The organism is Variovorax pasteuri (assembly GCF_051216435.1).
GTDB lineage: Bacteria > Pseudomonadota > Gammaproteobacteria > Burkholderiales > Burkholderiaceae_C > Variovorax.
In genome coordinates, this window is record NZ_JBPJZS010000003.1 from 559,565 (window position 1) to 582,402 (window position 22,838).

The 22,838-nt window shown below is 66.9% G+C and carries 20 protein-coding genes; 12 read left to right on the forward strand and 8 right to left on the reverse strand.

What is annotated here, in order from left to right; translation table 11 throughout:
• Positions 1 to 61: 61 nt before the first annotated feature.
• Positions 62 to 1,333 carry a glutamyl-tRNA reductase gene (gene hemA / locus ACSFBM_RS16235; RefSeq protein WP_435485241.1) on the reverse strand — a complete coding sequence of 424 codons (1,272 nt, stop codon included), beginning with the start codon at positions 1,331 to 1,333 and terminating at the stop codon, positions 62 to 64.
• Between the two features lie 112 nt (positions 1,334 to 1,445).
• On the opposite strand from hemA, the gene ACSFBM_RS16240 reads away from it, so the two are divergent.
• Positions 1,446 to 1,724, forward strand: coding sequence for a hypothetical protein (locus ACSFBM_RS16240; protein ID WP_435485242.1), 279 nt, complete (start codon positions 1,446 to 1,448; stop codon positions 1,722 to 1,724).
• Positions 1,725 to 1,731: 7 nt separating this feature from the next.
• On the opposite strand, the gene ACSFBM_RS16245 is transcribed toward ACSFBM_RS16240, so the two are convergent.
• The 7 genes from ACSFBM_RS16245 to ugpB all read right to left on the reverse strand — a co-directional run bounded on the left by ACSFBM_RS16245 (position 1,732) and on the right by ugpB (position 9,755).
• Positions 1,732 to 2,214 carry a GNAT family N-acetyltransferase gene (locus ACSFBM_RS16245; RefSeq protein ID WP_435485243.1) on the reverse strand — a complete coding sequence of 161 codons (483 nt, stop codon included), beginning with the start codon at positions 2,212 to 2,214 and terminating at the stop codon, positions 1,732 to 1,734.
• Positions 2,215 to 2,264: 50 nt separating this feature from the next.
• Positions 2,265 to 4,745 (reverse strand): DUF3772 domain-containing protein, encoded by a 2,481-nt coding sequence (locus ACSFBM_RS16250; protein WP_435485244.1) that lies wholly within the window; start codon positions 4,743 to 4,745, stop codon positions 2,265 to 2,267.
• A 52-nt stretch (positions 4,746 to 4,797) separates the two neighbouring features.
• Positions 4,798 to 5,544 (reverse strand): glycerophosphodiester phosphodiesterase, encoded by a 747-nt coding sequence (gene ugpQ, locus ACSFBM_RS16255; RefSeq protein ID WP_435485245.1) that lies wholly within the window; start codon positions 5,542 to 5,544, stop codon positions 4,798 to 4,800.
• Between the two features lie 3 nt (positions 5,545 to 5,547).
• Positions 5,548 to 6,555 carry a sn-glycerol-3-phosphate ABC transporter ATP-binding protein UgpC gene (gene ugpC / locus ACSFBM_RS16260; protein ID WP_435437254.1) on the reverse strand — a complete coding sequence of 336 codons (1,008 nt, stop codon included), beginning with the start codon at positions 6,553 to 6,555 and terminating at the stop codon, positions 5,548 to 5,550.
• Positions 6,556 to 6,557: 2 nt separating this feature from the next.
• Complete coding sequence (gene ugpE, locus ACSFBM_RS16265) at positions 6,558 to 7,409, reverse strand: sn-glycerol-3-phosphate ABC transporter permease UgpE (RefSeq protein ID WP_435437255.1); 852 nt, start codon at positions 7,407 to 7,409, stop codon at positions 6,558 to 6,560.
• Between the two features lie 42 nt (positions 7,410 to 7,451).
• A complete protein-coding gene (gene ugpA, locus ACSFBM_RS16270) occupies positions 7,452 to 8,333 on the reverse strand; it encodes a sn-glycerol-3-phosphate ABC transporter permease UgpA (RefSeq protein ID WP_435485246.1) in 882 nt (293 codons plus the stop codon).
• A 108-nt stretch (positions 8,334 to 8,441) separates the two neighbouring features.
• Positions 8,442 to 9,755, reverse strand: coding sequence for a sn-glycerol-3-phosphate ABC transporter substrate-binding protein UgpB (gene ugpB, locus ACSFBM_RS16275; RefSeq protein ID WP_435437257.1), 1,314 nt, complete (start codon positions 9,753 to 9,755; stop codon positions 8,442 to 8,444).
• A gap of 235 nt (positions 9,756 to 9,990) precedes the next feature.
• Here ugpB and serA point away from each other — a divergent pair, with 235 nt between their 5' ends.
• From serA to ACSFBM_RS16330, 11 genes are all read left to right on the forward strand, one after another.
• Entirely contained in the window at positions 9,991 to 11,223 is a 1,233-nt protein-coding gene (serA, locus tag ACSFBM_RS16280; protein ID WP_435485247.1) for a phosphoglycerate dehydrogenase, read from the forward strand.
• A 181-nt stretch (positions 11,224 to 11,404) separates the two neighbouring features.
• Positions 11,405 to 15,283: a DUF3683 domain-containing protein gene (locus ACSFBM_RS16285; protein WP_435485248.1), complete on the forward strand. Its 3,879-nt coding sequence runs from the start codon at positions 11,405 to 11,407 to the stop codon at positions 15,281 to 15,283.
• Positions 15,280 to 15,720, forward strand: coding sequence for an HIT family protein (locus ACSFBM_RS16290; RefSeq protein ID WP_435485249.1), 441 nt, complete (start codon positions 15,280 to 15,282; stop codon positions 15,718 to 15,720). Before ACSFBM_RS16285 ends, ACSFBM_RS16290 begins: the two co-directional genes overlap by 4 nt.
• Before the next feature lie 10 nt (positions 15,721 to 15,730).
• Positions 15,731 to 16,144 (forward strand): gamma-butyrobetaine hydroxylase family protein, encoded by a 414-nt coding sequence (locus ACSFBM_RS16295; RefSeq protein ID WP_435437260.1) that lies wholly within the window; start codon positions 15,731 to 15,733, stop codon positions 16,142 to 16,144.
• Between the two features lie 147 nt (positions 16,145 to 16,291).
• On the forward strand, positions 16,292 to 17,023 hold the full coding sequence (ubiE, locus tag ACSFBM_RS16300) for a bifunctional demethylmenaquinone methyltransferase/2-methoxy-6-polyprenyl-1,4-benzoquinol methylase UbiE (protein ID WP_435437261.1): 732 nt from the start codon (positions 16,292 to 16,294) through the stop codon (positions 17,021 to 17,023).
• A gap of 32 nt (positions 17,024 to 17,055) precedes the next feature.
• Positions 17,056 to 18,078, forward strand: coding sequence for a Tim44 domain-containing protein (locus ACSFBM_RS16305; protein ID WP_435437262.1), 1,023 nt, complete (start codon positions 17,056 to 17,058; stop codon positions 18,076 to 18,078).
• 56 nt (positions 18,079 to 18,134) lie between these two features.
• The gene (locus ACSFBM_RS16310) at positions 18,135 to 18,689 is read left to right on the forward strand and encodes a ubiquinone biosynthesis accessory factor UbiJ (protein ID WP_435485250.1); all 555 of its coding nucleotides are present in this window, start codon (positions 18,135 to 18,137) and stop codon (positions 18,687 to 18,689) included.
• Entirely contained in the window at positions 18,686 to 20,251 is a 1,566-nt protein-coding gene (gene ubiB / locus ACSFBM_RS16315; protein ID WP_435437264.1) for a ubiquinone biosynthesis regulatory protein kinase UbiB, read from the forward strand. The genes ACSFBM_RS16310 and ubiB overlap by 4 nt, the downstream gene beginning before the upstream one ends.
• Positions 20,252 to 20,264: 13 nt before the next feature.
• Positions 20,265 to 21,713 carry a high affinity choline transporter 1 gene (locus ACSFBM_RS16320; protein ID WP_435485251.1) on the forward strand — a complete coding sequence of 483 codons (1,449 nt, stop codon included), beginning with the start codon at positions 20,265 to 20,267 and terminating at the stop codon, positions 21,711 to 21,713.
• 102 nt (positions 21,714 to 21,815) lie between these two features.
• Positions 21,816 to 22,163, forward strand: coding sequence for an FmdB family zinc ribbon protein (locus tag ACSFBM_RS16325; RefSeq protein ID WP_435485252.1), 348 nt, complete (start codon positions 21,816 to 21,818; stop codon positions 22,161 to 22,163).
• 19 nt (positions 22,164 to 22,182) lie between these two features.
• Positions 22,183 to 22,815, forward strand: coding sequence for a DUF502 domain-containing protein (locus ACSFBM_RS16330; RefSeq protein ID WP_435437267.1), 633 nt, complete (start codon positions 22,183 to 22,185; stop codon positions 22,813 to 22,815).
• The last annotated feature ends 23 nt before the right edge of the window (positions 22,816 to 22,838 follow it).

Sequence of the window (22,838 nt, forward strand, 5' to 3'; positions counted from 1 at the left end):
GCCGTGCGATCGCAGGGCGCATGAAAGCTGCGGCCAAGGGGCCGGGCGGTGAGCCGCGTCGCTAACGCTCTTTGCGCAGGAACAGGCGCGAGATGGTCTGCGCCGTCTGCTCGCGCGAGGCGGCGTCGCCCGCGTGCAGTTCGGCCATGGCGCCGTGCATCATCTTCTGGGTGAGCCCGCGCGACATGGCTTCGAGCACGGCCTCGACCGATTCGCCCTTGGCCAGCAGCTTGCGCGCGCGCGCCATCTCGGCGGCGCGCCATTCGTCGGCCTGCGCGTTGAGCTGCTGGATCAGCGGCACGGTGCCGCGCTGGTCCAGCCAGTGCATGAAGCTCTGGACGCCCGCGTCGATGATCACCTCGGCCTGCGCCACGGCGGCCTGGCGATTCGCCTGGCCCTGCTGCACCACCTGGGCGAGGTCGTCCACCGTGTAGAGATAGATGTCTTCGAGCGCCTTCACTTCGGGCTCGATGTCGCGCGGCACGGCCAGGTCGACCATGAACATCGGGCGGTGCTTGCGCGCCTTGAGCGCGCGCTCCACGGCGCCCAGGCCGATGATCGGCAGCGTGCTGGCGGTGCAGCTCACGACGATGTCGAACTCGGCCAGCCGCGCGGGCAGGTCGGCCAGCCGCATGGCTTCGCCGCCGAAGCGCGAGGCCAGCTTTTCGCCGCGTTCGAGCGTGCGGTTGGCAATGGCGATCGACTTGGGTTCCCTGGCCGCGAAGTGCGTGGCCGCGAGGTCGATCATTTCGCCGGCGCCGACGAACAGCACGCGCGTCTTGCGCAGGTCTTCGAAGAGCTGGCCGGCCAGGCGCACCGCGGCGGCGGCCATGCTGATGGAGTGGGCGCCGATCTCGGTGGCGGTACGCACTTCTTTCGCCACCGCGAACGAGCGCTGGAACAGCTGGTTGAGCGTGCTGCCGAGCGCGCCGGCGGTTTCGGCCGCGCGCACGGCGTCCTTCATCTGGCCGAGGATCTGCGCCTCGCCCAGCACCATGGAGTCGAGCCCGCTGGCCACGCGGAAGGCATGGCGCGCAGCCTCGTCGTCATGCAGGGTGTAGGCATGCGAGCGCAGCAGGGCCGGGGCCACGCCGCCGCTTTGCGCCAGCCAGCCGAAGGTGTGGTCGAGCGCGACGTGCTCCGAGGCACAGTAGATCTCGGTGCGGTTGCAGGTGGAGATGATCGCGGCTTCGACCTGGGGGTGGCGGCCGGTGCCGAAAGAGCTGCGCAAACTCTGCAGCGTGGGGGCGATCTGATCGAGCGCGAACGCGAAACGACCGCGCAGATCGAGCGGCGCGGTCGTGTGGTTCAAGCCGAGAGCCCAGACTGACATGCGCGTGATTATAAAATCAGCAGCCGCGCCCGGCTTGCGCAGGGACAAATGGCTTTCCCTATGACAGCCATAACACTGCCCGCATGACCCGAGGCATGCTCACCCCCTCCCGATGGACCTGCTGGCCCTCCTGAATCACCTGCTCAATTTTGTGGCACCCGCGGCTTTCCTGGCCCTGGTGCTGGTCTTGGCCGGGCGTTTCCTGGGTGACCGGCGCGCCGGCGTGCCGCGCTGGTGGGTGCAATGCGCATTCACTTTCCTGGCGGGTGTCGCCGTGCTGCTGGCCGGCCTCGTGGTGTCCGGTCGCGACGGGACGATGGTGACCTATGCCGCGCTGGTGGCGGTCTGCGGCACGGTGCAGTGGCTGGCGATGCGCGGTTGGCGCCGCTGACAGCCGCTCAGTCCAGCGGTCGGACCATGTAGACCGAATCGCCAGGGTAGGTGGCGAGCCGGGCCTGCTGGTCGGGGCCGGCGGGTTGCCCGGCCCCATAGCCCTGGCGCTGCCAAAAACCCACCGAAGACTGCACCGACACCAGGGTCGAATGCCGCCAGCCGGCCTGCGCCGCATGGGCCCAGGCATGGCGCACCAGCCGCGGCCCGAGGCCCAGCCCCGAGGCTTCGGGGTGCACGGCCAGGTCGTGCAGGTACAGCGTATCGGCCGCGGCGGCCACCTCGAACTCGCCATGCAGCGGCGTCAGCTTGCCGACCACCGACGGGTAGCCCGTCAGATAGGCCCGCACCCCACCCCCGTGTTCCACCACCCAGCCCGTGTGCGGTGCGGCCGCGAGACGGCGCGCGATCAACGCGCCGTCCTCCACGAACCCCGCGCCGTAGCAGGCCAGCTGGATCGCCAGCACCGCGTCGAGGTCGTGCACGTGCATGGCACGCACGACAAGGGCCCCAGACGCGCCCAGGGTTTCAGCGCCGCTTTTCAACCTTGCACGCCCGGAATCGGAGATGCCGTCGAAGAAGGCACGGTGGGCGTGGCCAGCGGCTCCGGCGCGGCCGCCGTCGCCGCCATCACCATCGTCGGAACCGCCAGCGGCAGCGAGGCCTTCTTCAGCTCGTCGAGGATCACGAACAGCAGGTCGCTGCGCACGCCGCCCGCCAGCCGGGGGCTCGCCACGTAGGCGATGGCCTGAAAGATCAGCAGCCCGTTCTCGATGCCTTCGAGGGTGAGCGAGGGCGCCGGCGTTTCCAGCACGCCTTCGTGCGCCCTGCAGGCTGTCAGGATCAGTTCGCGCACGCGCTGCGCGTCGGTGGTCAGCGGCATCGGCAGGCGGATCAGCACGCGGCCCTCGGCGTTGGACAGCGTCATGTTGCGCACGGTCTTGGTGATGAACTCCGAGTTCGGCACGATCAGCGTCGATCGGTCGCCCAGCACGATTTCCGTGGCCCGCACGTTGATGCGCCGCACGTCCCCCTCGGCCGTGCCCAGCACCACCCAGTCGCCCACCTTCACCGGCTGTTCGGCCAGCAGGATCAGGCCCGAGATGAAGTTCTGCACGATCGCCTGCAGGCCGAAGCCGATGCCCACCGACAGCGCGCTCGCCACCCACGCGATGCGCTCGATGCCGATGCCCATCGCCGAGAGCGTGAAGGCAACCACCAGGATGCCGCCCACGTAGCCCAGCAGCGTGGTGATGGAGCTCTGCATGCCCGGCTCGAGCTGCGTGTTGGGCAGGTAGCTGCGCTCGAGCCAGCGCTTGAACACCCGCAGCACGATGAACCCGATGACCGCCACCGCAAGGGCGCTCAGGATGGCGCCCGGCACCAGCTGGAATTCGCCCACCTTCACGCCGGAGCCCAGTTTGCCGCTGCGCTGGAATACCTCGCCCGGCGAAGTGCCCAGGGGCGCGGCCAGCGCGATCAGCATGTACACGAACAGCGCCACCCGGCTGATGCCCGAGAGCACCGTGGCTGCCTGGTCCAGCGTCTGCGGCGCGAGCCCGAAGCTCTTCTGCAGCTTCTGGCCGAAGGCGCTGCGCGACGACACCACGGCCGTGAACACGTCGTCGGCGAACTTGAACAGCACGTAGAAGGCCGCAGCCACGATGCCGGTCCAGGTCAGCTGCGAGGCCAGGAAGCTGCCCAGCGCCACATAGCCCAGGGCCACCAGCACCCAGATGGCGATCATCAGCACGCCGATCAGCGCCACCAGCAGGCCGACCCACATCGGCCGCTCGGGCAGGCCGGCCTCCGGCGCGTTGGCGCGCAGCGCCTTGAGCCGGTAGATCACGGTGCCTACCAGCGCGGTGAGGACGAGCGCCGTCAGCACGTGCGTGGCCACCACGGCTGCAAAGCTGGCGTCGACCAGCGCATTGATCTCGGCCGGCGTCCAGGCCAGCGCCGCCACCAGCGCCACCAGCCAGGGCAGCACGGCGAGCTTGCTGGCCGTGGCGTCCGGAATGGGCGGCAACCGCCACGAAGGGCGGGAGGTGGCCAGCAGCGCGCGGCCCAGGCCGATGACGAAGGCCATGAACGTCAGCGCCTGCGCGGTCGATTGCAGCGCCTTGCGCGCCTGCGCGTCCCATGTGGCGTGGGCCTTGAGCACTTCCACGAAGCCGTGCGCGGCCACCGCCACCAGCAGAATGTGGCTCGCCACGATGGCAATCACCAGCAACGAGCGCCGCAGCCGTCCGGCAGGCAGCACCCGCATCGCCAGGCGCGTGAGCGCGTGCTCGGCACCCCAGATGCCCCCGAAAGCGAGCAACAGCGCGCCGATCAGCGTGGCGATCACCAGCGTGCGCGACGCGGGCGCCAGCGCCTGCGCAAAGCCGTCGTCGAGCGCCGAGCCCATGGCCTGCAGCCGCTCCATGTCTTCGGGCCAGGCCTCTCGCAGGGCGTTCCAGAAGGCGCCGGTGAGCGGCGAGGCCGCGCGCTCGGTGAGCTGGGCCTCGAACAGCTCGCGCCGCTGCGTGACGAGGTCGGCGCCGCGCTGGCGCACGTCGATGGACAGCAGCTTGGCGAGCCGGATGTCCGCGTCGAGCGCATTGCGCTCCTTGGTCAGGCTGGCGCGCTGGCGGGTGATGTCGGGGTCTTCGGTGGCGCCGGCGCCGGGCGCGTTGCCGAGTTCGCCCAGCCGTGCGTTGAGGTCGGCGAGGTCGCTGGTGCGCGCGGCCACGAACTTGTCGGCCTGCGCGCCGATGTCGTTGATCAGCCCGAGCTGCTTGCGCGGGTCTTCGTCGGTGCCGTCGCTGCGGGCCGCCTCGGTCGTGATCTTGTTGAACTGCGTGCGCAATTCCGCCACCGTGGGCGCCGGGGCCGCCACCGTGGCGGTGTTGGCGCCGTTGTTGGGGTTGCCGCTGCCGGCGTTCATGCTGGCGTCGGGCTGTGCCAGCGCAAGGCCGCACATCGACAGGGCCAGCAGGGTGGCGAGGCAGTAGCTCGCCAGGCGAGAGGTCCGTTTCATGGCCGCATCATAGAAGCGGCCACGAGGTAAGCGCCTGTAAGAGACGTGCGCCTCAGCCGGCCGGGCTGAAGAGGTCGACCCGGTCGGTGATGATGCCGTCGGTGCCCAGCGTGATGAGCCGCTGCGCGTGCGCCTCCTCGTTGACGGTGTAGCTCAGCGCGCGCATGCCCGCGCCGTGCACCAGCGCGACCACGGCCGCGTCCCACAGCGTGTGCTTGCACACGATGGCCACGCAGCCCAGCCGTTGCGCGGCTTCGAGCCAGCCGGCCCACAGGGTGTCGAGCAGCAGCCCGCGCGGCAGCTCGGGTTGCGCGGCCTGCGCGCCTTCGAGCGACTCGACCTTGAAGGAGGTCAGCAGCGGCGGGACGCCCGCGCCTTGCCACCACCGCGCGGCCTGCTGTGCGACCACTTCGCCGGTCTGGCGCTCGGTGCCGGGCGTGGGCTTGATCTCGATGTTGAGCAGATGGTCGTTCGCCAGGCAGAAGCGTGCGAGGTTCTCCAGCGTGGGCAAGGGCTCGCCTGCGTAGGCGGGCGAGTGCCAGCTGCCCGCGTCCAGTTGCGACAGCGCGCTCCAGGGTTGGGCGCCGCCGGTGCCCTTGCCGCCGGTGGTGCGATCGAGCTTGTCGTCATGCATCAGGAACGGCACGCCATCGGCGCTGAGCTTGGCGTCGCACTCGAACATGCGGTAGCCGTGCGAGGCGCCGAGGCGGAACGCCGCGAGCGTGTTCTCGGGCGCCAGCTTGCCGGCGCCGCGGTGGGCCACCCAGCGGGGGTAGGGCCAGGGTGTAGACAAAGCCATCGCTCAGTCCGCGCGCTTGCCCGAACCGGCGTCGAACCAGTGCAGTTTTTCTTCGCGCGCCGCGATCTTCACGGTGTCGCCCGGCACGGGCGGACGGTCGCCCTCATCGGTGCGCATGATGATCTGTTCCTCGCCGATGCGGCCGTACACCAGGCGCTCGGCGCCCAGCAGCTCGACCTGCTCGACCTGCACCGTCCAGCCGCTTTCGTCGAGCTTCATGTGCTCGGGGCGGATGCCCAGGATCTGGCCCGGGCGCACGCCCGGCGCCTGCCTGAGCAGGTTCATCGGCGGCGAGCCGATGAAGCTGGCCACGAAGGTGGTGGCGGGGCGGTTGTACACCTCCTCGGGCGTGGCGAACTGGTCCATCACGCCGCCGTTCATCACGATGATGCGTTGCGCCAGCGTCATGGCCTCGACCTGGTCGTGCGTGACGAACAGCGAGGTGATGCCGAGCTCGCGGTGCAGCTTCTGGATTTCCAGGCGCGTTTGCGCGCGCAGCTTGGCGTCCAGGTTGGACAGCGGTTCGTCGAACAGAAACACCTGCGGCTGGCGCACGATGGCGCGGCCCATGGCCACGCGCTGGCGCTGGCCGCCGGAGAGTTCGCGCGGCTTGCGCTCCAGCAGGTGGCCGAGTTCGAGGATCTTGGCGGCCTTGTCGACCCGCACCTTGATCTCGGGCACCGGCACCTTGGCGATCTTCAGGCCGTAGGCCATGTTCGCGAACACGCTCATGTGCGGGTAGAGCGCGTAGTTCTGGAACACCATGGCGATGTCGCGCTCGGAGGGTTCGAGCTGGTTGACGACCTTGTTGCCGATGGCAATCTCGCCGGCGGAAATTTCTTCCAGGCCGGCCACCATGCGCAGCAGCGTCGACTTGCCGCAGCCCGAGGGGCCCACGATCACGATGAATTCATGGTCGGCGATCTCGGCGCTAACGCCGTGGATGACCTGGTTGGCTTTCGGCCCGTGGCCGTAGCGCTTGATGACGTTGCGAAGAGAGAGAGCAGCCATAGTTATTTTTCAGTGTCCACGAGGCCCTTGACGAACCACTTTTGCATCAGGATCACCACCAGCGCGGGTGGCAGCATCGCGAGAATGGCGGTGGCCATCACGACGTTCCATTCGTTCTGTCCGTCGCCGCCGGCAATCATTCGCTTGATGCCGACCACCACGGGGTACATGTCTTCGCTCGTGGTCGCGAGCAGCGGCCACAGGTACTGGTTCCAGCCGTAGATGAACTGGATCACGAACAGCGCCGCAATCGAGGTCTTCGACAACGGCAGCAGCACATCGAAGAAAAAGCGCATGGGGCTCGCGCCGTCCATGCGAGAGGCTTCGGTGAGCTCGTCCGGCACGGTCAGGAAGAACTGGCGGAACAGGAAGGTCGCCGTGGCCGACGCGATCAGCGGCACCGTCAGGCCCGCGTACGAGTTCAGCATGTTCAGGTCCGACAGCACCTTGTAGGTCGGCAGGATGCGCACCTCCACTGGCAGCATCAGCGTCACGAAGATGGCCCAGAAGCAGATCTTCTTGAACGGGAAGCGGAAATACACGATGGCGAAGGCCGACAGCAGCGAGATCGAGATCTTGCCGATGGCGATCACCATGGCCGTCACGAAGCTCACCCACATCATGTGCGCCACCGGGGCGTTGGAGCCCGCGCTGTTCTCGCGCCCGAAGAGCGCGCCCTTGTAGCTGTCGATCATGTTCGAGCCGGGCAGCAGCGGCATGGGCGCCTGCACGATCTCCTGCGCGGTGTGCGTGGAAGCCACGAACGCCAGGTACAGCGGGAAGGCGACGATCAGGACGCCGAGGATCATCACCACATGGGCCAGGATGCCCTGGGTGCCGCGTCGTTCAACCATGTCGCGCTCCGCCGGTTGGGGTTTTCTGTTGTTGTTTCATCTTCAGTACTGAACCTTCTTCTCGACGTAGCGGAACTGGATGACGGTCAGCGCCACCACGATCACCATCAGCACGACCGACTGGGCGGCCGAACCGCCGAGGTCCAGGCTCTTGAAGCCGTCGTGGTAGACCTTGTAGACCAGGATGGTGGTGTCCTGGCCCGGGCCGCCCTGGGTGGCCGCATCGACGATCGCGAAGGTGTCGAAGAAGGCGTAGACCACGTTGATCACCAGCAGGAAGAACGTGGTGGGCGACAGCAGCGGGAACTGCACCGTCCAGAACCGGCGCCACGGGCGCGCGCCGTCGATGGCGGCGGCCTCGATCAGCGACTTCGGAATCGACTGCAGGCCGGCCAGGAAGAACAGGAAGTTGTAGGAAATCTGCTTCCACACCGAGGCCATGACGATCAGCGTCATGGCGTGGCCGGAGTCGAGCAGGTGGTTCCAGTTGATGCCGATCTTGCCCAGCGCATAGGCCACCACGCCCAGCGAGGGCGAGAACATGAAGACCCACAGCACGGCCGCCACGGCGGGCGCCACGGCGTACGGCACGATCAGCATGGTCTTGTAGAAGGTGCCGCCGCGCGTGATGCGGTCGGCGAACACGGCCAGCACGAGCGACAGGCTGATGCCGATGCTGGCCACCAGCACCGAGAACACGGCCGTCGTCTTGAACGACTCGGCGTAGCTCGAGTCGCCCCACAAGTGCCTGAAGTTGTCGAACCCGACGAACTCGACCGATGTGCCGAACGCGTCTTGCTGCTGCAGCGACTGCAGCACGGCCTGCCCCGCCGGCCAGAAGAAAAACACCAGGATCACCGCCATTTGCGGTGTCAGCAGCAGCCAGGGCAACCAGCCCGAGCGAAAGAAGACGCGTTTTTCCATGAGCCCCTCGTACCCCTCTACATAAAAAATCCCGCCGGGTCCACTCTTCTACAAGAGTGGACGCGGGCGGGCGATATTAGCCGGACACGGAGGCCCGAACTTCAATCGTTAGCTTTTGTTTGCTTTCTGGAAGCGTTCGAGCTGCTCGTTGCCGCGGGTCACGATGGCGTCCAGGGCTTCCTTGGCCGTCTTCTTGCCGCTCCAGACCTGTTCCAGCTCTTCGTCCTCGATGGCGCGGATCTGCACGTAGTTGCCCAGGCGGATGCCGCGGCTCTTGTCGGTGACCTTGCGGATCATCTGCGTCACGGCCACGTCGGTGCCGGGATTCTGCTTGTAGAAACCCGAGTCTTCGGTGAGCTTGTACGACGCCGTGGTCACGGGCAGGTAGCCCGTGCGCTTGTGGCTGGCGGACTGCACTTCAGGCGTCGAGATGAAGCTGAAGAACTTGGCCACGCCCTTGTACTCGGCGGCCTTCTTGCCCGACATGACCCACAGGCTGGCGCCGCCGATCACGGTGTTCTGCGGTGCGCCGGGCACGTCCGGGTAGTAGGGCAGGGGAGCCAGGCCGTAGGCGAACTTGGCGTTCTTGGCCACGTTGCCGTAGAAGCCCGACGACGTGTTGATCATGGCGCACTCGCCCGACACGAACGAGGCTTCAGGCACGTTGCCGCGGCCCTTGTAGACGAACAGGCCCTGCTTGGCCATGCTGGCCAGGTTCTCGATGTGGCGCTGGTGCAGCGGCGAATTCACCTTCAGCCGTGCGTCCAGGCCCTGCAGGCCGTTGGCCTTGCTCGCGAACTCCACGTTGTGCCAGGCCGAGAAGCTCTCGACCTGCGTCCAGTTCTGCCAGGCGGTGGTGAACGGGCACTTGTGGCCGCTGGCCTTGAGCTTGGCGGCCGCGGCCACCACTTCGGGCCAGGTCGAGGGGGCCTTGTCGGTCGGCAGGCCGGCCGCCTTGAAGGCGTCCTTGTTGAAATAGAAGATGGTGGTCGAGCTGTTGAACGGGAAGCTCAGCATCTGGCCGTTGGGGGCGGTGTAGTAACCGGCCACGGCGGGGATGTAGGCGGCCGGGTCGAACTTCTCGCCAGCGTCCTTCATGACCTGGCCGACGGGAATGATCGCGCCCTTGCTGGCCATCATGGTGGCGGTGCCCACTTCGAACACCTGCAGGATGTGCGGTGCGTTCCCGGCGCGGAAGGCCGCGATGGAGGCCGTCATGGATTCGTCGTACGTGCCCTTGAAGGTCGGGACGATCTTGTATTCCTTCTGGCTCTCGTTGAACTGCTTGGCCAGGTCGTTGACCCACTCGTTGTTGACGGCGGTCATGGAATGCCACCACTGGATTTCGGTCTGGGCGTGTGCCACGTTGAACAGCGTGGTCGCGGCCAGCGCCGATGCCAGCGCGAGCGTCTTGAATCGCATGAAGACTCCTGAAGGGAAAAGAGAAAGCGCGGATGCTAGGGCATGTGCGTGACACAGCCGCGTCACATTGGCGCACGGACCACGGGTTTCTTCCAATCGGGGAAACCCCTTTGGCCCTGTTTGCATCAAGCCCGGGGCGGCCCGCGGCCCTGCATGGTGCAGCGCACCATGCTAGCATCGCCCTCCCTTTTTTGGCCCAGCTTGTCGCCACGGCCGGGGCTTCCGCGAGACCGCCATGAGCAGCAAAACTTCCCTCGACAAAAGCAGGATCAAGTTCCTCTTGCTCGAGGGCATCCACCCCTCGGCGCTGGAGGTGCTGCGCGCCGCCGGCTACACCAACATCGAGTCGCTGCCGGGCGCGCTGCCCGACGCGGAACTGAAGGCCAAGATCGCCGACGTGCACTTTCTGGGCATTCGCTCGCGCACGCAACTCACCGCCGAGGTGTTCGCCGCCGCCCACAAGCTGGTGGCAGCCGGCTGCTTCTGCATCGGCACCAACCAGGTCGACCTGGAAGCCGCCCGCGAGCACGGCGTGGCGGTGTTCAACGCGCCGTATTCGAACACCCGCTCCGTGGCCGAGCTGGTGCTGGCCGAGGCCATCCTGCTGCTGCGCGGCGTGCCCGAGAAGAGCGCGGTGGCGCACCGCGGCGGCTGGCTCAAGTCGGCCGACAACGCCTTCGAGATCCGCGGCAAGACGCTGGGCATCGTGGGCTACGGCTCGATCGGCGCGCAGCTGTCGGTCTTGGCCGAGGCGCTGGGCATGCACGTGGCCTTCTACGACGTGGTCACCAAGCTGCCGCTGGGCAATGCGCGCCAGGTGCGCGACCTGCACCAGCTGCTGGGGCAGAGCGACATCGTGACGCTGCACGTGCCCGAGACGCAGGCAACGCAATGGATGATCGGCGCGGCCGAAATCGCGGCCATGAAGGCGGGTTCCATCCTGATCAACGCGTCGCGCGGCACGGTGGTCGAGATCGACGCGCTGGCCGACGCCCTGAAGGCAAAGAAGCTTCTGGGCGCCGCCATCGACGTGTTCCCGGTGGAGCCGCGCAGCAACAAGGACGAGTTCCTGTCGCCCCTGCGCGGGCTGGACAACGTGATCCTGACGCCCCACATCGGCGGCTCGACCATGGAGGCGCAGGCCAACATCGGGCTGGAAGTGGCTGAAAAGCTGGTCAAGTACAGCGACAACGGCACCTCGACCTCGTCCGTCAACTTCCCCGAGGTGGCGCTGCCGGCCCACCCGGGCAAGCACCGGCTGCTGCACGTGCACCGGAACGTGCCGGGCGTGCTGTCGGAGATCAACAAGATCTTCTCGGACAACCACATCAACATCGCCTCCCAGTTCCTGCAGACGAACGAGAAGGTCGGGTATGTGGTGATGGACATCGAGGCTGCTTCTTCCGACCTCGCGCTGGAGAAGCTGGCAAAGGTGAACGGGACGATTCGCAGCCGCGTGCTGTTCTGAGCCCCTGACTTGCTCCCTCTCCCTTTGGGGAGGGGGTCGGGGCGAGGGCAGGGGCTTAGGTCCCCGCCAGCGCCCCTGGCACAAGGGCAAGCGCCCCGCCCCGAGGCAAGACCCCGAGGCCTGCCCTAAAATCCCCAGCCCGGCTATGGGTGCGCAGCGCCCGGCCGAGGCGCCCCACCCGATGAATGCTCCGACCGCGTTGAACACGCTGTTGGCACAGGCCGCAGAGCCTGTCCGACTGCGCGAGATCCCGTACAACTACACCAGCTTCTCCGACCGAGAGATCGTGATTCGCCTGCTGGGCGAACGCGGCTGGGAACTGCTGCAGACCCTGCGGGCCGAGCGCCGCACCGGCCGATCGGCCCGCATGCTCTACGAAGTGCTGGGCGACATCTGGGTCGTCCAGCGCAATCCCTACCTGGTCGACGACCTGCTCGACAACCCGCGCCGCCGCGGCCAGCTGGTCGAAGCCCTGAAGCACCGCCTGGGCGAAGTCCAGAAGCGCCGCACCCCCGACAGCGACCTGACGCGCGACCAGTTCGTGGGCGAGCTCACCCGCCTCGTGGGCGACGCCGTTTCTGCCTTCGACACCAACTTCCGCGACGTCGCCGCCCTGCGCCGCAAGGCCACGCGCGTGCTGCGCCGCCTCACGGCCAAGGACAACATCAAGTTCGACGGCCTGTCGCGCGTGTCGCACGTGACGGACGCCACCGACTGGCGCGTGGAATACCCCTTCGTGGTGCTGTGCCCCGACACCGAGGCCGAGATGGCCCTGCTGGTCAAGGGCTGCATCGAGCTGGGCCTGACCATCATTCCGCGCGGCGGCGGCACCGGCTACACCGGCGGCGCGATTCCGCTGACCTGGAACAGCGTGGTCATCAACACCGAGAAGCTCGAGGCGATGACCGAGGTCGAGCACATGCCGCTGCCGGGCCTGGCCGACCCCGCGCCCACCATCTGGACCGAAGCCGGCGTGGTCACGCAGCGGGTGGCCGACGCGGCGGAGCGCGCGGGCTTCGTGTTCGCGGTCGACCCGACCTCGGCCGAGGCCTCGTGCGTCGGCGGCAACGTGGCCATGAACGCGGGCGGCAAGAAGGCCGTGCTGTGGGGCACGGCGCTGGACAACCTCGCCTCGTGGCGCATGGTGACGCCGCAGGCCGAGTGGCTCGAGGTCACGCGCATCGGCCACAACCTCGGCAAGATTCATGACGCCGAGAGCGCCGTGTTCGAGCTGCAGTACTACGCCGCCGACGGCAAGACCAAATTGCGCACCGAGCGCCTCGACATTCCGGGCCGCAGCTTCCGCAAGGAGGGCCTCGGCAAGGACGTGACCGACAAGTTCCTCTCGGGCCTGCCGGGCATCCAGAAGGAAGGCTGCGACGGCCTCATCACCAGCTGCCGCTGGGTGGTGCACAAGATGCCCGCGCACACGCGCACCGTGTGCCTCGAATTTTTCGGCAACGCCAAGGACGCGGTGCCCAGCATCGTCCAGATCAAGGACTTCATGTTCGCCGAGCAGAAGCGCTCGGGCGTGCTGCTGGCCGGCCTGGAGCACCTGGACGACCGCTACCTCAAGGCGGTGGGCTACGCCACCAAGTCGAAGAAGCACTGCGGCCTGCCGAAGATGGTGCTGTTCGGCGACATCGCCGGCGACAACGCCGACGATGTGGCCCGCGTCACCTCGGAAGTGGTGCGCATCGCCAACTCGCGCAGCGGCGAAGGCTTCGTTGCCATCAGCCCCGAGGCGCGCAAGAAATTCTGGCTCGACCGCAAGCGCACGGCCGCCATCAGCAAGCACACCAACGCCTTCAAGATCAACGAGGACGTGGTGATTCCGCTGCCGCGCATGGCCGAGTACAGCGACGGCATCGAGCGCATCAACATCGAGCTGTCGCTGCAGAACAAGCTCGCGCTCACCGATGAACTCGAAACCTTCCTCACGCGCGGCAACCTGCCCTTGGGCAAGACCGACGACGCGCACGAGATCCCGGCGGCCGAGCTGCTGGAAGACCGCGTGGCGCAGGCTGTGACGCTGGTGCACGAGGTGCGCGCGCTGTGGGCCGGCTGGCTGCAGAACGTCGATGCGCAATTCGTGCAGCTGCAGGACCATTCGCTGCGCGCAAGCTGGAAGACCCAGCTGCGCCAGCCGCTGCAGGAGATTTTCTCGGGCGCCGAGTTCGCGCCGATCCTGGCCGAGTGCACGGCCATCCACAAGCGCGTGCTCAAGGGCCGCGTGTGGGTGGCGCTGCACATGCATGCGGGCGACGGCAACGTGCACACCAACATCCCCGTGAACAGCGACAACTACGACATGCTGCAGACCGCGCATGCCGCGGTGGTGCGCATCATGGCGCTGGCGCGCAGCCTGGACGGCGTGATCTCGGGCGAGCACGGCATCGGCATCACCAAGCTCGAGTTCCTGACCGACGAAGAGCTGCGCCCGTTCACCGAATACAAGGCCCGGGTCGACCCCGAAGGCCGCTTCAACAAGGGCAAGCTGCTGCGCGCGCCGGCGGGTGAGGCCGTCACGCTGCATGCCGACCTGACCAACGCCTACACGCCGAGCTTCGGCCTGATGGGCCACGAGTCGCTGATCATGCAGCAGAGCGACATCGGCGCCATTGCCGACAGCGTGAAGGACTGCCTGCGCTGCGGCAAGTGCAAGCCGGTGTGCGCCACGCACGTGCCGCGCGCCAACCTGCTGTACAGCCCGCGCAACAAGATCCTCGCGACCTCGCTGCTGGTGGAGGCCTTCCTCTACGAAGAGCAGACCCGGCGCGGCATCAGCATCAAGCACTGGGAAGAGTTCGAGGACGTGGCCGACCACTGCACCGTGTGCCACAAGTGCCTGACGCCGTGCCCGGTGAAGATCGACTTCGGCGACGTGTCGATGAACATGCGCAACCTGCTGCGCAAGATGGGCCAGAAGAGCTTCCGGCCGGGCAACGCGGCCGCAATGTTCTTCCTGAACGCGACCAACCCGCAGACCATCAAGGCGGTGCGCGCGGGCATGGTGGGCGTGGGCTTCAAGGCGCAGCGCCTGGCCAACGACCTGCTGCGCGGCCTGGCGAAGAAGCAGACCGGCGCGCCCCCGGCCACGCTGGGTCCGGCGCCGATCAAGGAGCAGGTGATCCACTTCATCAACAAGAAGATGCCGGGCAACCTGCCGAAGCAGACGGCGCGCGCGCTGCTCGACATCGAGGATGCGGACTACGTGCCGATCATCCGCAATCCGAAGGCGACGACCTCGGAGACCGAAGCGGTCTTCTACTTTCCGGGTTGCGGCTCGGAGCGGCTGTTCTCGCAGGTCGGCCTGGCTACGCAGGCGATGCTCTGGCACGCGGGCGTGCAGACCGTGCTGCCGCCGGGCTACCTGTGCTGCGGCTATCCGCAGCGCGGCAGCGGCCAGTTCGACAAGGCCGAGAAGATGATCACCGACAACCGCGTGCTCTTCCACCGGGTTGCCAACACGCTCAACTACCTGGACATCAAGACGGTGGTGGTGAGCTGCGGCACCTGCTACGACCAGCTGCAGGGCTACCAGTTCGACAAGATCTTCCCGGGCTGCCGGATCATCGACATCCACGAGTACCTGCTCGAAAAGGGCATCACCCTGGCCGATGCCGGCGGTGGCGGCTACCTGTACCACGACCCCTGCCATTCGCCGATGAAGCTGCAGGACCCGATGAAGACGGTGAAGGCGCTGGTCGGCGACAACGTGCTCAAGAACGACCGCTGCTGCGGCGAGTCGGGCACGCTGGGCGTGTCGCGGCCGGACATCTCGACGCAGATCCGCTTTCGCAAGGAAGAAGAGCTCAAGAAGGGCGAGGCCGCGTTGCGCGACGCCGGCGCCGTCGGCGAGAAGGACAACGTGAAGATCCTCACCAGCTGCCCGAGCTGCCTGCAGGGCCTCTCGCGCTACGGCAACGACCTGAACAACGGCCTGCTCGAAGCAGACTACATCGTGGTCGAGATGGCCAACAAGATCCTCGGCGCCGACTGGATGCCGACGTACGTGGCCGCTGCCAACCAGGGCGGGATCGAGCGGGTGCTGGTATGACCAGGATGCAAGGGTGCGTGCTCTGCGAAGGCGCCGGTGGCCGCCTGGTGTTCGAGGGCGCGAAGCTGCGCGTCATCCATGCGGACGAGGCGGGCTTCCCGGCTTTCTATCGCGTGGTGTGGCACGACCATGCGCCGGAGTTCTCCGACCTCGACGCGGCCGACCGCGCGTTGTGCATGGAGGCGGTGGTGGTGGTCGAGCAGTGCCTGCACGAACGCCTGAAGCCGACCAAGATGAACATCGCCGCGCTCGGCAACATGGTGGCTCACCTGCATTGGCATGTGATTGCGCGCTTTGCGGACGACAGCCATTTCCCTGGTTCGGTGTGGGCGCCGGTGCAGCGCGAGCGCAATGCCGCGAAAGAGGCCGCGATCGCCGAGTGCCTGCCCGCCGCCGAGGCTGCGATGATCGAGCGCTTGGCTCGCGGGCCTTTCTGAGGAGTTTCCGATGGCAGGCTTGAAACCGGGCGCACCGACGCCGCAATCGATCACCGTGCACGGCCAGTCGCGCGTGCTCGAGGTGGCCTTCTCCGACGGTGCGAGTTTTCGCATTCCGTTCGAGCTGATGCGCATCTGTTCGCCGTCGGCCGAGGTGCAGGGCCACGGGCCGGGCCAGGAGATCCTGCAGACGGGCAAGCGCGATGTGGAGCTCGTCGACCTCGAGGCGGTCGGCAACTACGCGGTGCAGCCCACCTTCAGCGACGGCCACAACACCGGTATCTACTCGTGGGACCTGCTCTACGAACTGGGCGCGAAGCAGGCCGAGCTGTGGGCCACCTACGAACGCCGCCTGGCCGAGGCGGGCATCGCGCGCGACGCACCGATGATCGACAAGGGCGGCTCCGCCTGCAGCAGCCACTGAGCGCGCGAAATCGCGCGAAACTTCGGTACAGCGACTGGCGCCATAGCCCTACGCCCAGGAAGGGCGGGACAAAAAAAGCAACGAATGCCCGCCGTGCCCGCGGGGTCGTCGGCTTGATGTGAAGGCTTCCGGCCTAACATCGGTCGCATGAGTACCACACACTTCGGCTTCGAAACAGTCGACGAAAGCGAGAAGGCCCGCCGCGTTCGCGGTGTCTTCGATTCGGTCGCTTCCCGCTACGACATCATGAACGACCTGATGTCGGCCGGCCTGCACCGCGCCTGGAAGGCATACACCGTCATGGTCGCGAACGTGGGCGAAGGCTCGCGCGTCCTCGACATCGCGGGCGGCACCGGCGACCTCGCATTGGCCTTCGCAAAGAAGGTCGGCGCCACCGGCCAGGTCGTGCACACCGACATCAACGAAGCCATGCTGCGCACCGGGCGCGACCGCCTGCTCGACGCCGGCGTCTCGCTCCCCACCACGGTCTGCGACGCGGAAAAGCTCCCCTTTCCCGACAACCACTTCGATGTGGTGACGGTGGCCTTCGGTCTGCGCAACATGACGCACAAGGACGCCGCGCTCAAGGAAATGAACCGCGTGATCAAGCCGGGCGGCAAGCTGCTCGTGCTGGAGTTCTCCAAGGTCGCCAAGCCGCTCGCGAAGGCCTACGACTGGTATTCCTTCAACGTGCTGCCGCGCCTGGGCAAGCTCGTGGCCGGTGACGACGCCAGCTATCGCTACCTGGCCGAATCCATCCGGATGCATCCCTCGCAAGAGGAGCTCAAGACCCTCATGAAAGAGGGCGGTTTCGGACATGTGGACTATCACAACATGACGGGTGGCATTGCTGCCCTCCATGTTGGAATCAAATGTTGATGACGCGAATCTTTCGCTCGAGAGGAGACGACATGAAGAGTTTGGGTACCTTGTTTTTGACGGCAGCTTTGGTTCTTGGCAGTGTCCAGGCCGAGGCTGCTCGCATGGGCGGTGGCAAGTCGTTCGGGCGTCAGTCGTCCAACGTGACGCAACGCCAAGCCACGCCGCCGGCAGCGCCGGCGCAGCAGAACGCAAACAACGCGGCAGCCAAGCCTGCAACGCCCGCACCCGCGGCCGCTGCACCGAAGCGTCCGTGGGGCGCGATGCTCGGCGGTCTCGCGGCCGGCCTGGGCCTCGCATGGCTCGCAAGTTCGCTGGGCCTGGGCGCCGGCTTCGGCAACATCCTGTTGATCGGCCTGCTGGTGCTGGCCGGCGTGATGGCATGGCGCATGTTCAAGGCGCGTTCGCAAGCTTCGGGCGCCAGCCGCCAGGGTGGCTTCGCGTTCCAGGGCGCAGGTGCCGGCCCGAGCAACGCCAGCGCCCCGGCGCAGTACAGCCCGGCCAACGTCGGCAACGACGCGTCGGCGCGTCCCTGGGAGCGCAATGCAACGTCGTTCGACGCCACGCCTTCGAATGACGCACCGCACGGCAGCAGCCTCTCGGCAGCGGGCGCCGCAGCCGGCGGCAGCATGATCGGTTCGGCACTCGGCGGTTCGCAGTCCTGGGGCATTCCCGCGGGCTTCGACGTCGACGGCTTCCTCGGGGCTGCCAAGCGCAACTTCGTGACGCTCCAGGACGCCTGGGACCGCGCCGACGTGTCGATGCTGCGTTCCATGATGACCGACAGCATGGTCGAGGAAATCCGCACCCAACTGGCCGACCGTGCCGGCCACACCGGTGGTGTATCCAACAAGACCGAAGTCGTGATGCTCGACGCCAAGCTGCTCGGCATCGAAGAGTTGCCCGAGGCCTACATGGCCAGCGTGGAGTTCTCCGGCATGATCCGTGAAGACGCATCGACCGGCCCGGGTCCGTTCCGGGAAGTCTGGAACATGACCAAGCCCACGAGCGGCAACGGCGGCTGGCTGGTGGCGGGCGTGCAGGCGCTCCAGTAAGAAAAACCTGAACCGTGGCCGTCACAGGGCCGCGGCACAGACGGGATAATGGGGACATGGCTACACCATCGTCCCCATTTTCTTTTCTCGGCGACCTTCTCAACCGCGTCGGCGAGCGCCTTCAGCCCCCGGATTGGGCGGTTCACGAAATACAGCACCGCGTCGTCCTGTTCCTGAACCACGTGCTGCAGCAAGAGCCCGAGGCGCAGCAGCGTTTGTTGCGGCAGCAGGGGCGGGTGGTGCGCTTCCAATGGCGCTTCGTCACCATGGAGCTGGTGGCCACGCCCGCCGGCCTGCTCGACCTGGCGCCTGCAGGCTCGGTGCCCGAGCTCACGCTGACCGTCACCGACGACTCCCCCTTCGACATCGCCCGTGCCACGCTGCGCGGCGACAAGCCTTCCGTGCAGATCATCGGCGACGTGCAGCTGGCCGCAGAGGTCAACTGGCTGGTCGACCATGTGCGCTGGGACGTCGAGGACGATCTCGCCCGCGTGATCGGCGACGTGCCCGCGCACACGCTGGGCAACGGCGTGCGTCGTGTCGCGGGCGCGCTGCGGCAGTTCGTCGGCGACCGCACTGCGAAGGCCGGCTCGGCGGGCACGGCCGAATGAGGCGCTTCTACCGCGGGCTGTTCATCGTCTGGATCGCGCTGCGCTACGGCCTCGACGAGCTCGTGCTCACGAGCTTCCAGAAGCCCTGGCTGCGCGTGGTGGCACGCATCGTCTCGGTCGGACGCAACCTCGACGCGCCGCGCGGCCAGCGGCTGCGCGAGGCGCTCGAGCGCCTCGGCCCCATCTTCGTGAAGTTCGGCCAGGTGCTGTCGACCCGCCGCGACCTGCTGCCGCCCGACATCGCCGACGAGCTCGCATTCCTCCAGGACCGCGTGCCGCCGTTCCCCTCGGCCGTGGCCATCGCAACCATCGAGCGCGCCTTCCGCCGTCCGGTGAGCGACGTGTTCGTCCAGTTCGACGAAACCCCCATCGCCAGTGCCTCGATCGCTCAGGTCCACTTCGCGACCATCCGCACCAACCAGGGCGAGGTGCGCGAAGTGGCGGTGAAGGTGCTGCGCCCCAACATGCGCGGCGTGATCGAGAAGGACCTGGCACTCATGGCCATGATGGCCGGCTGGGTCGAGGGCCTGTCGGCCGACGGCAAGCGCCTGAAGCCGCGCGAGGTGGTGGGCGAGTTCGACAAGTACCTGCACGACGAGCTCGACCTGGTGCGCGAAGCCGCCAACGCGGCCCAGCTGCGCCGCAACATGGCCTCGCTCGACCTCGTGATGATTCCGGAGATGTTCTGGGACTTCTGCCACCCCGAGGTCATGGTGATGGAGCGCATGAAGGGCGTGCCCATCGCGCAGATGGACCGCCTGCGCGCGGCCGGCGTCGACATTCCCAAGCTGGCGCGCGACGGCGTCACGATCTTCTTCACGCAGGTGTTCCGCGACGGCTTCTTCCACGCCGACATGCATCCGGGGAACATCCAGGTGAGCCTGGAGCCCGAGACCTTCGGGCGCTACATCTCGCTGGACTTCGGGATCATCGGCACGCTGACCGAGTCGGACAAGGAATACCTCGCGCAGAACTTCGTGGCCTTCTTCCGGCGCGACTACAAGCGCGTGGCCGAGCTGCACCTGGAAAGCGGCTGGGTGCCCGTGGGCACCCGCATCGACGAGCTGGAGGCGGCCATTCGCACCGTGTGCGAGCCGTACTTCGACCGGCCGCTGAAGGAGCTTTCGCTGGGCATGGTGCTGATGCGCCTGTTCCAGACCTCGCGCCGGTTCCATGTGGAGATCCAGCCGCAGCTGGTGCTGCTGCAGAAGACGCTGCTCAACATCGAGGGCCTCGGGCGCAACATCGACCCCGATCTCGACCTCTGGGCCACGGCCAAGCCCTTCCTGGAAAAGTGGATGGTCGACCAGATCGGTCCCAAGAAGCTGCTGCAGCAGCTCAGGGCCGAGGCGCCGCGCTACGCGAAGCTGCTGCCCCAGTTTCCGCGGCTGCTGCACGATTTCCTGGAAAATCGCCCCGCCGACAACCGCCGCGAGCTGCTCGAGCTGCTGGCCGAGCAAAAACGCACCAACAGGTTGCTCCAGACCATCGTCTACGGTGGCATAGGTTTTGTATTGGGGTTGCTGGCCATGCAGTTGCTGGTGCGTGTGAGTCTTTTCTAGAGGAGTTTTCGCCGTGTTGTTGACGCTGGTCATCGTCTATCTGCTGGTCACCATCGCCATCGGCCTCTACGCGGCCAAGCGGGTGAAGAACACCACCGACTTCGCCATTGCCGGGCGGCACCTGCCGCTCTTCATGATCGTGACGACCACGTTCGCGACCTGGTTCGGCTCCGAAACGGTGCTCGGCATTCCGGCCAAGTTCATCGAAGGCGGGCTCAACGGCGTGGTCGAAGACCCGTTCGGCGCGGGCACCTGCCTGATCCTGGTGGGCCTTTTCTTCGCGGGCAAGCTTTACCGCATGACGCTGCTGACCATCAGCGACTACTACCGCGAGCGCTATGGCCGCACCGTCGAGGTGGCCTGTTCGCTGATCATCATGCTGAGCTACCTGGGCTGGGTGTCGGCGCAGGTCACGGCGCTGGGGCTGGTGTTCAACCTGCTGTCGGCCGGTGCCATCGGCATCCCGCTGGGCATGGTGATCGGGGTGGTCTCGATCCTGGCCTACACCCTGTTCGGCGGCATGTGGTCGGTGGCGGTGACCGACTTCATGCAGATGATCATCCTGGTGATCGGCCTGGCCGTGATCGCGGTGTTCGCGGGCAACATGGCCGGCGGGGCCGACAAGGTGGTCGCCTTTGCGGTCAGCAAGGACCTCTTCAAGTTCTGGCCGGAGCCCAACCTGCACGACATGGTGTTCTTCTTCGCGGCCGCCATCACGATGATGCTGGGCTCCATTCCGCAGCAGGACGTGTTCCAGCGGGTGATGTCGGCCAACAGCGTGAAGGCGGCCCAGCGCGGGCCGGTGATCGGCGGCGTGGCGTACATCCTGTTCGCCTTCGTGCCGATGTTCCTGGTGGCCAGTGCGCTTTTGATCATGCCGGAGGAGGTGGCCGTGCTGCTGAAGGAAGATCCGCAGAAGGTGCTGCCCACGCTGGTGCTGCAGAAGATGCCTTTCGTGATGCAGGTGCTGTTCTTCGGTGCGCTGCTTTCGGCCATCAAGTCGACTGCCTCGGCCACCTTGCTGGCGCCCAGCGTCACCTTCACCGAGAACATCTGGCGCCAGTTCCGCCCCGCCGGCACCGACCGGCAGAACCTCCTGACGATGCGCATCACGGTGCTCGTGTTCAGCGCTGCGGTGCTGGCCTACGCCATTCGCATGCAGGGCACGCCGATCTACGAACTGGTGTCGGGCGCCTACCAGGTGCCGCTGGTAGGGGCTTTCGTGCCGCTGGTGTGCGGGCTTTACTGGCGCCGCGCCACCACGCAAGGTGCCATCGCCTCGATCGTCCTGGGCATCGGTGTGTGGCTGCTGTTCCTGGCTTTGCCCTGGGGCGGCGTGTTCCCGGCCCAGTTGGCGGGGGTGTTGTGTGCCTTCGTGGGCATGGTGGCCGGCTCGCTGATGCCGCAATGGGTGGCCAACACGCACACGCCGCACCGTCCGTTGGCGACCGAGCCGGCCTGAAGCAGGGGCCCGGCCCTCGGTCTGGACGCCCTTTGACGGGGGCGGCCCTATAATCGAGGGCTTTGCGAGCGGCAGCTGCGCCGCTTTTTTGAACCCAATCCCATGCCCATTTACGCCTACAAGTGCAGCGCCTGCGGCTTTGCCAAAGACGCTTTGCAGAAGATGTCCGACGCGCCGCTGACGGTGTGTCCGGCGTGCGGCGCGAGCGCATTCGAAAAACAGGTCACGGCCGCCGGCTTCCAGCTCAAGGGCTCGGGCTGGTACGTGACCGATTTCCGCGACGGCGGCGGCAAGAAGGCCGAGCCGGCGATTGCGCCCGCGTCGAGCGACAGCGCCAAGTCCGGCGACTCGTCTTCCGCCGGCGCCGCGCCGAGCCCGGCGCCTGCAGCGGCCCCCGCGCCCGCCGCACCGGCCCCCGCGCCGTCACCTGCCGCCAAGAGCGGCGACTGAACCAGGTACCCCGACCGCCATGCTCGCCCTGCGCAAATGGTTGTTCTCCGGCTTGCTGGTGATCGTTCCGCTGTTCATCACCCTCGCGGTGCTGAAGTGGATCATCGACACGCTGGACCAGACGCTCTGGGTGCTGCCTGGCGCGTGGCAGCGCTGGCTCTACGACAACAACATCCGCGGCCTCGGCGTGCTGCTCACGCTGGCGATCCTGCTGGTGGTCGGCGCCGTCGCCAGCAACTTCGTGGGCAAGCGCCTGCTGGGTTGGGGCGACGCCGTGGTGCGGCGCATTCCGGTGGTGCGCTCGATCTATTCGAGCGTCAAGCAGGTCTCGGACACGCTGTTCTCCGAGAACGGCAACGCCTTTCGCACGGCGGTGCTGGTGCAGTGGCCGCGTGAAGGGGCCTGGACCATCGCCTTCGTCACCGGCACGCCCGGTGCCGACGTGGTCGAGCACCTGGGCGGGGGCGACTACCTCGGCGTCTACGTGCCGACCACGCCCAACCCCACGGGCGGGTACTTCGTGATGCTCAAGCGCAGCGACTGCATCGAACTCCAGATGAGCGTGGACGAAGCGCTCAAGTACATCGTCTCGATGGGTGTGGTCGTCCCGGGCGGTCCCGCCGCCTTGCCCATCAAGCCATCCAACTCATAAAAACGAACGCGCCACGACGGCGC

Excerpts from the sequence above, each read along its gene's own strand:
- ugpB (WP_435437257.1), bottom strand. The coding sequence starts at position 9,755 with ATGCGATTCAAGACGCTCGCGCTGGCATCGGCGCTGGCCGCGACCACG.
- ubiB (WP_435437264.1), top strand. The coding sequence starts at position 18,686 with ATGAGGCGCTTCTACCGCGGGCTGTTCATCGTCTGGATCGCGCTGCGC.
- ACSFBM_RS16330 (WP_435437267.1), top strand. The coding sequence starts at position 22,183 with ATGCTCGCCCTGCGCAAATGGTTGTTCTCCGGCTTGCTGGTGATCGTT.
- ugpQ (WP_435485245.1), bottom strand. The coding sequence starts at position 5,544 with ATGGCTTTGTCTACACCCTGGCCCTACCCCCGCTGGGTGGCCCACCGC.
- ACSFBM_RS16250 (WP_435485244.1), bottom strand. The coding sequence starts at position 4,745 with ATGAAACGGACCTCTCGCCTGGCGAGCTACTGCCTCGCCACCCTGCTG.
- ACSFBM_RS16285 (WP_435485248.1), top strand. The coding sequence starts at position 11,405 with ATGAATGCTCCGACCGCGTTGAACACGCTGTTGGCACAGGCCGCAGAG.
- ACSFBM_RS16325 (WP_435485252.1), top strand. The coding sequence starts at position 21,816 with ATGCCCATTTACGCCTACAAGTGCAGCGCCTGCGGCTTTGCCAAAGAC.
- ACSFBM_RS16290 (WP_435485249.1), top strand. The coding sequence starts at position 15,280 with ATGACCAGGATGCAAGGGTGCGTGCTCTGCGAAGGCGCCGGTGGCCGC.
- ubiE (WP_435437261.1), top strand. The coding sequence starts at position 16,292 with ATGAGTACCACACACTTCGGCTTCGAAACAGTCGACGAAAGCGAGAAG.
- ACSFBM_RS16310 (WP_435485250.1), top strand. The coding sequence starts at position 18,135 with ATGGCTACACCATCGTCCCCATTTTCTTTTCTCGGCGACCTTCTCAAC.
- ugpE (WP_435437255.1), bottom strand. The coding sequence starts at position 7,409 with ATGGTTGAACGACGCGGCACCCAGGGCATCCTGGCCCATGTGGTGATG.
- ugpC (WP_435437254.1), bottom strand. The coding sequence starts at position 6,555 with ATGGCTGCTCTCTCTCTTCGCAACGTCATCAAGCGCTACGGCCACGGG.
- ACSFBM_RS16240 (WP_435485242.1), top strand. The coding sequence starts at position 1,446 with ATGGACCTGCTGGCCCTCCTGAATCACCTGCTCAATTTTGTGGCACCC.
- serA (WP_435485247.1), top strand. The coding sequence starts at position 9,991 with ATGAGCAGCAAAACTTCCCTCGACAAAAGCAGGATCAAGTTCCTCTTG.
- ACSFBM_RS16305 (WP_435437262.1), top strand. The coding sequence starts at position 17,056 with ATGAAGAGTTTGGGTACCTTGTTTTTGACGGCAGCTTTGGTTCTTGGC.
- ACSFBM_RS16295 (WP_435437260.1), top strand. The coding sequence starts at position 15,731 with ATGGCAGGCTTGAAACCGGGCGCACCGACGCCGCAATCGATCACCGTG.
- ugpA (WP_435485246.1), bottom strand. The coding sequence starts at position 8,333 with ATGGAAAAACGCGTCTTCTTTCGCTCGGGCTGGTTGCCCTGGCTGCTG.
- ACSFBM_RS16245 (WP_435485243.1), bottom strand. The coding sequence starts at position 2,214 with ATGCACGTGCACGACCTCGACGCGGTGCTGGCGATCCAGCTGGCCTGC.
- hemA (WP_435485241.1), bottom strand. The coding sequence starts at position 1,333 with ATGTCAGTCTGGGCTCTCGGCTTGAACCACACGACCGCGCCGCTCGAT.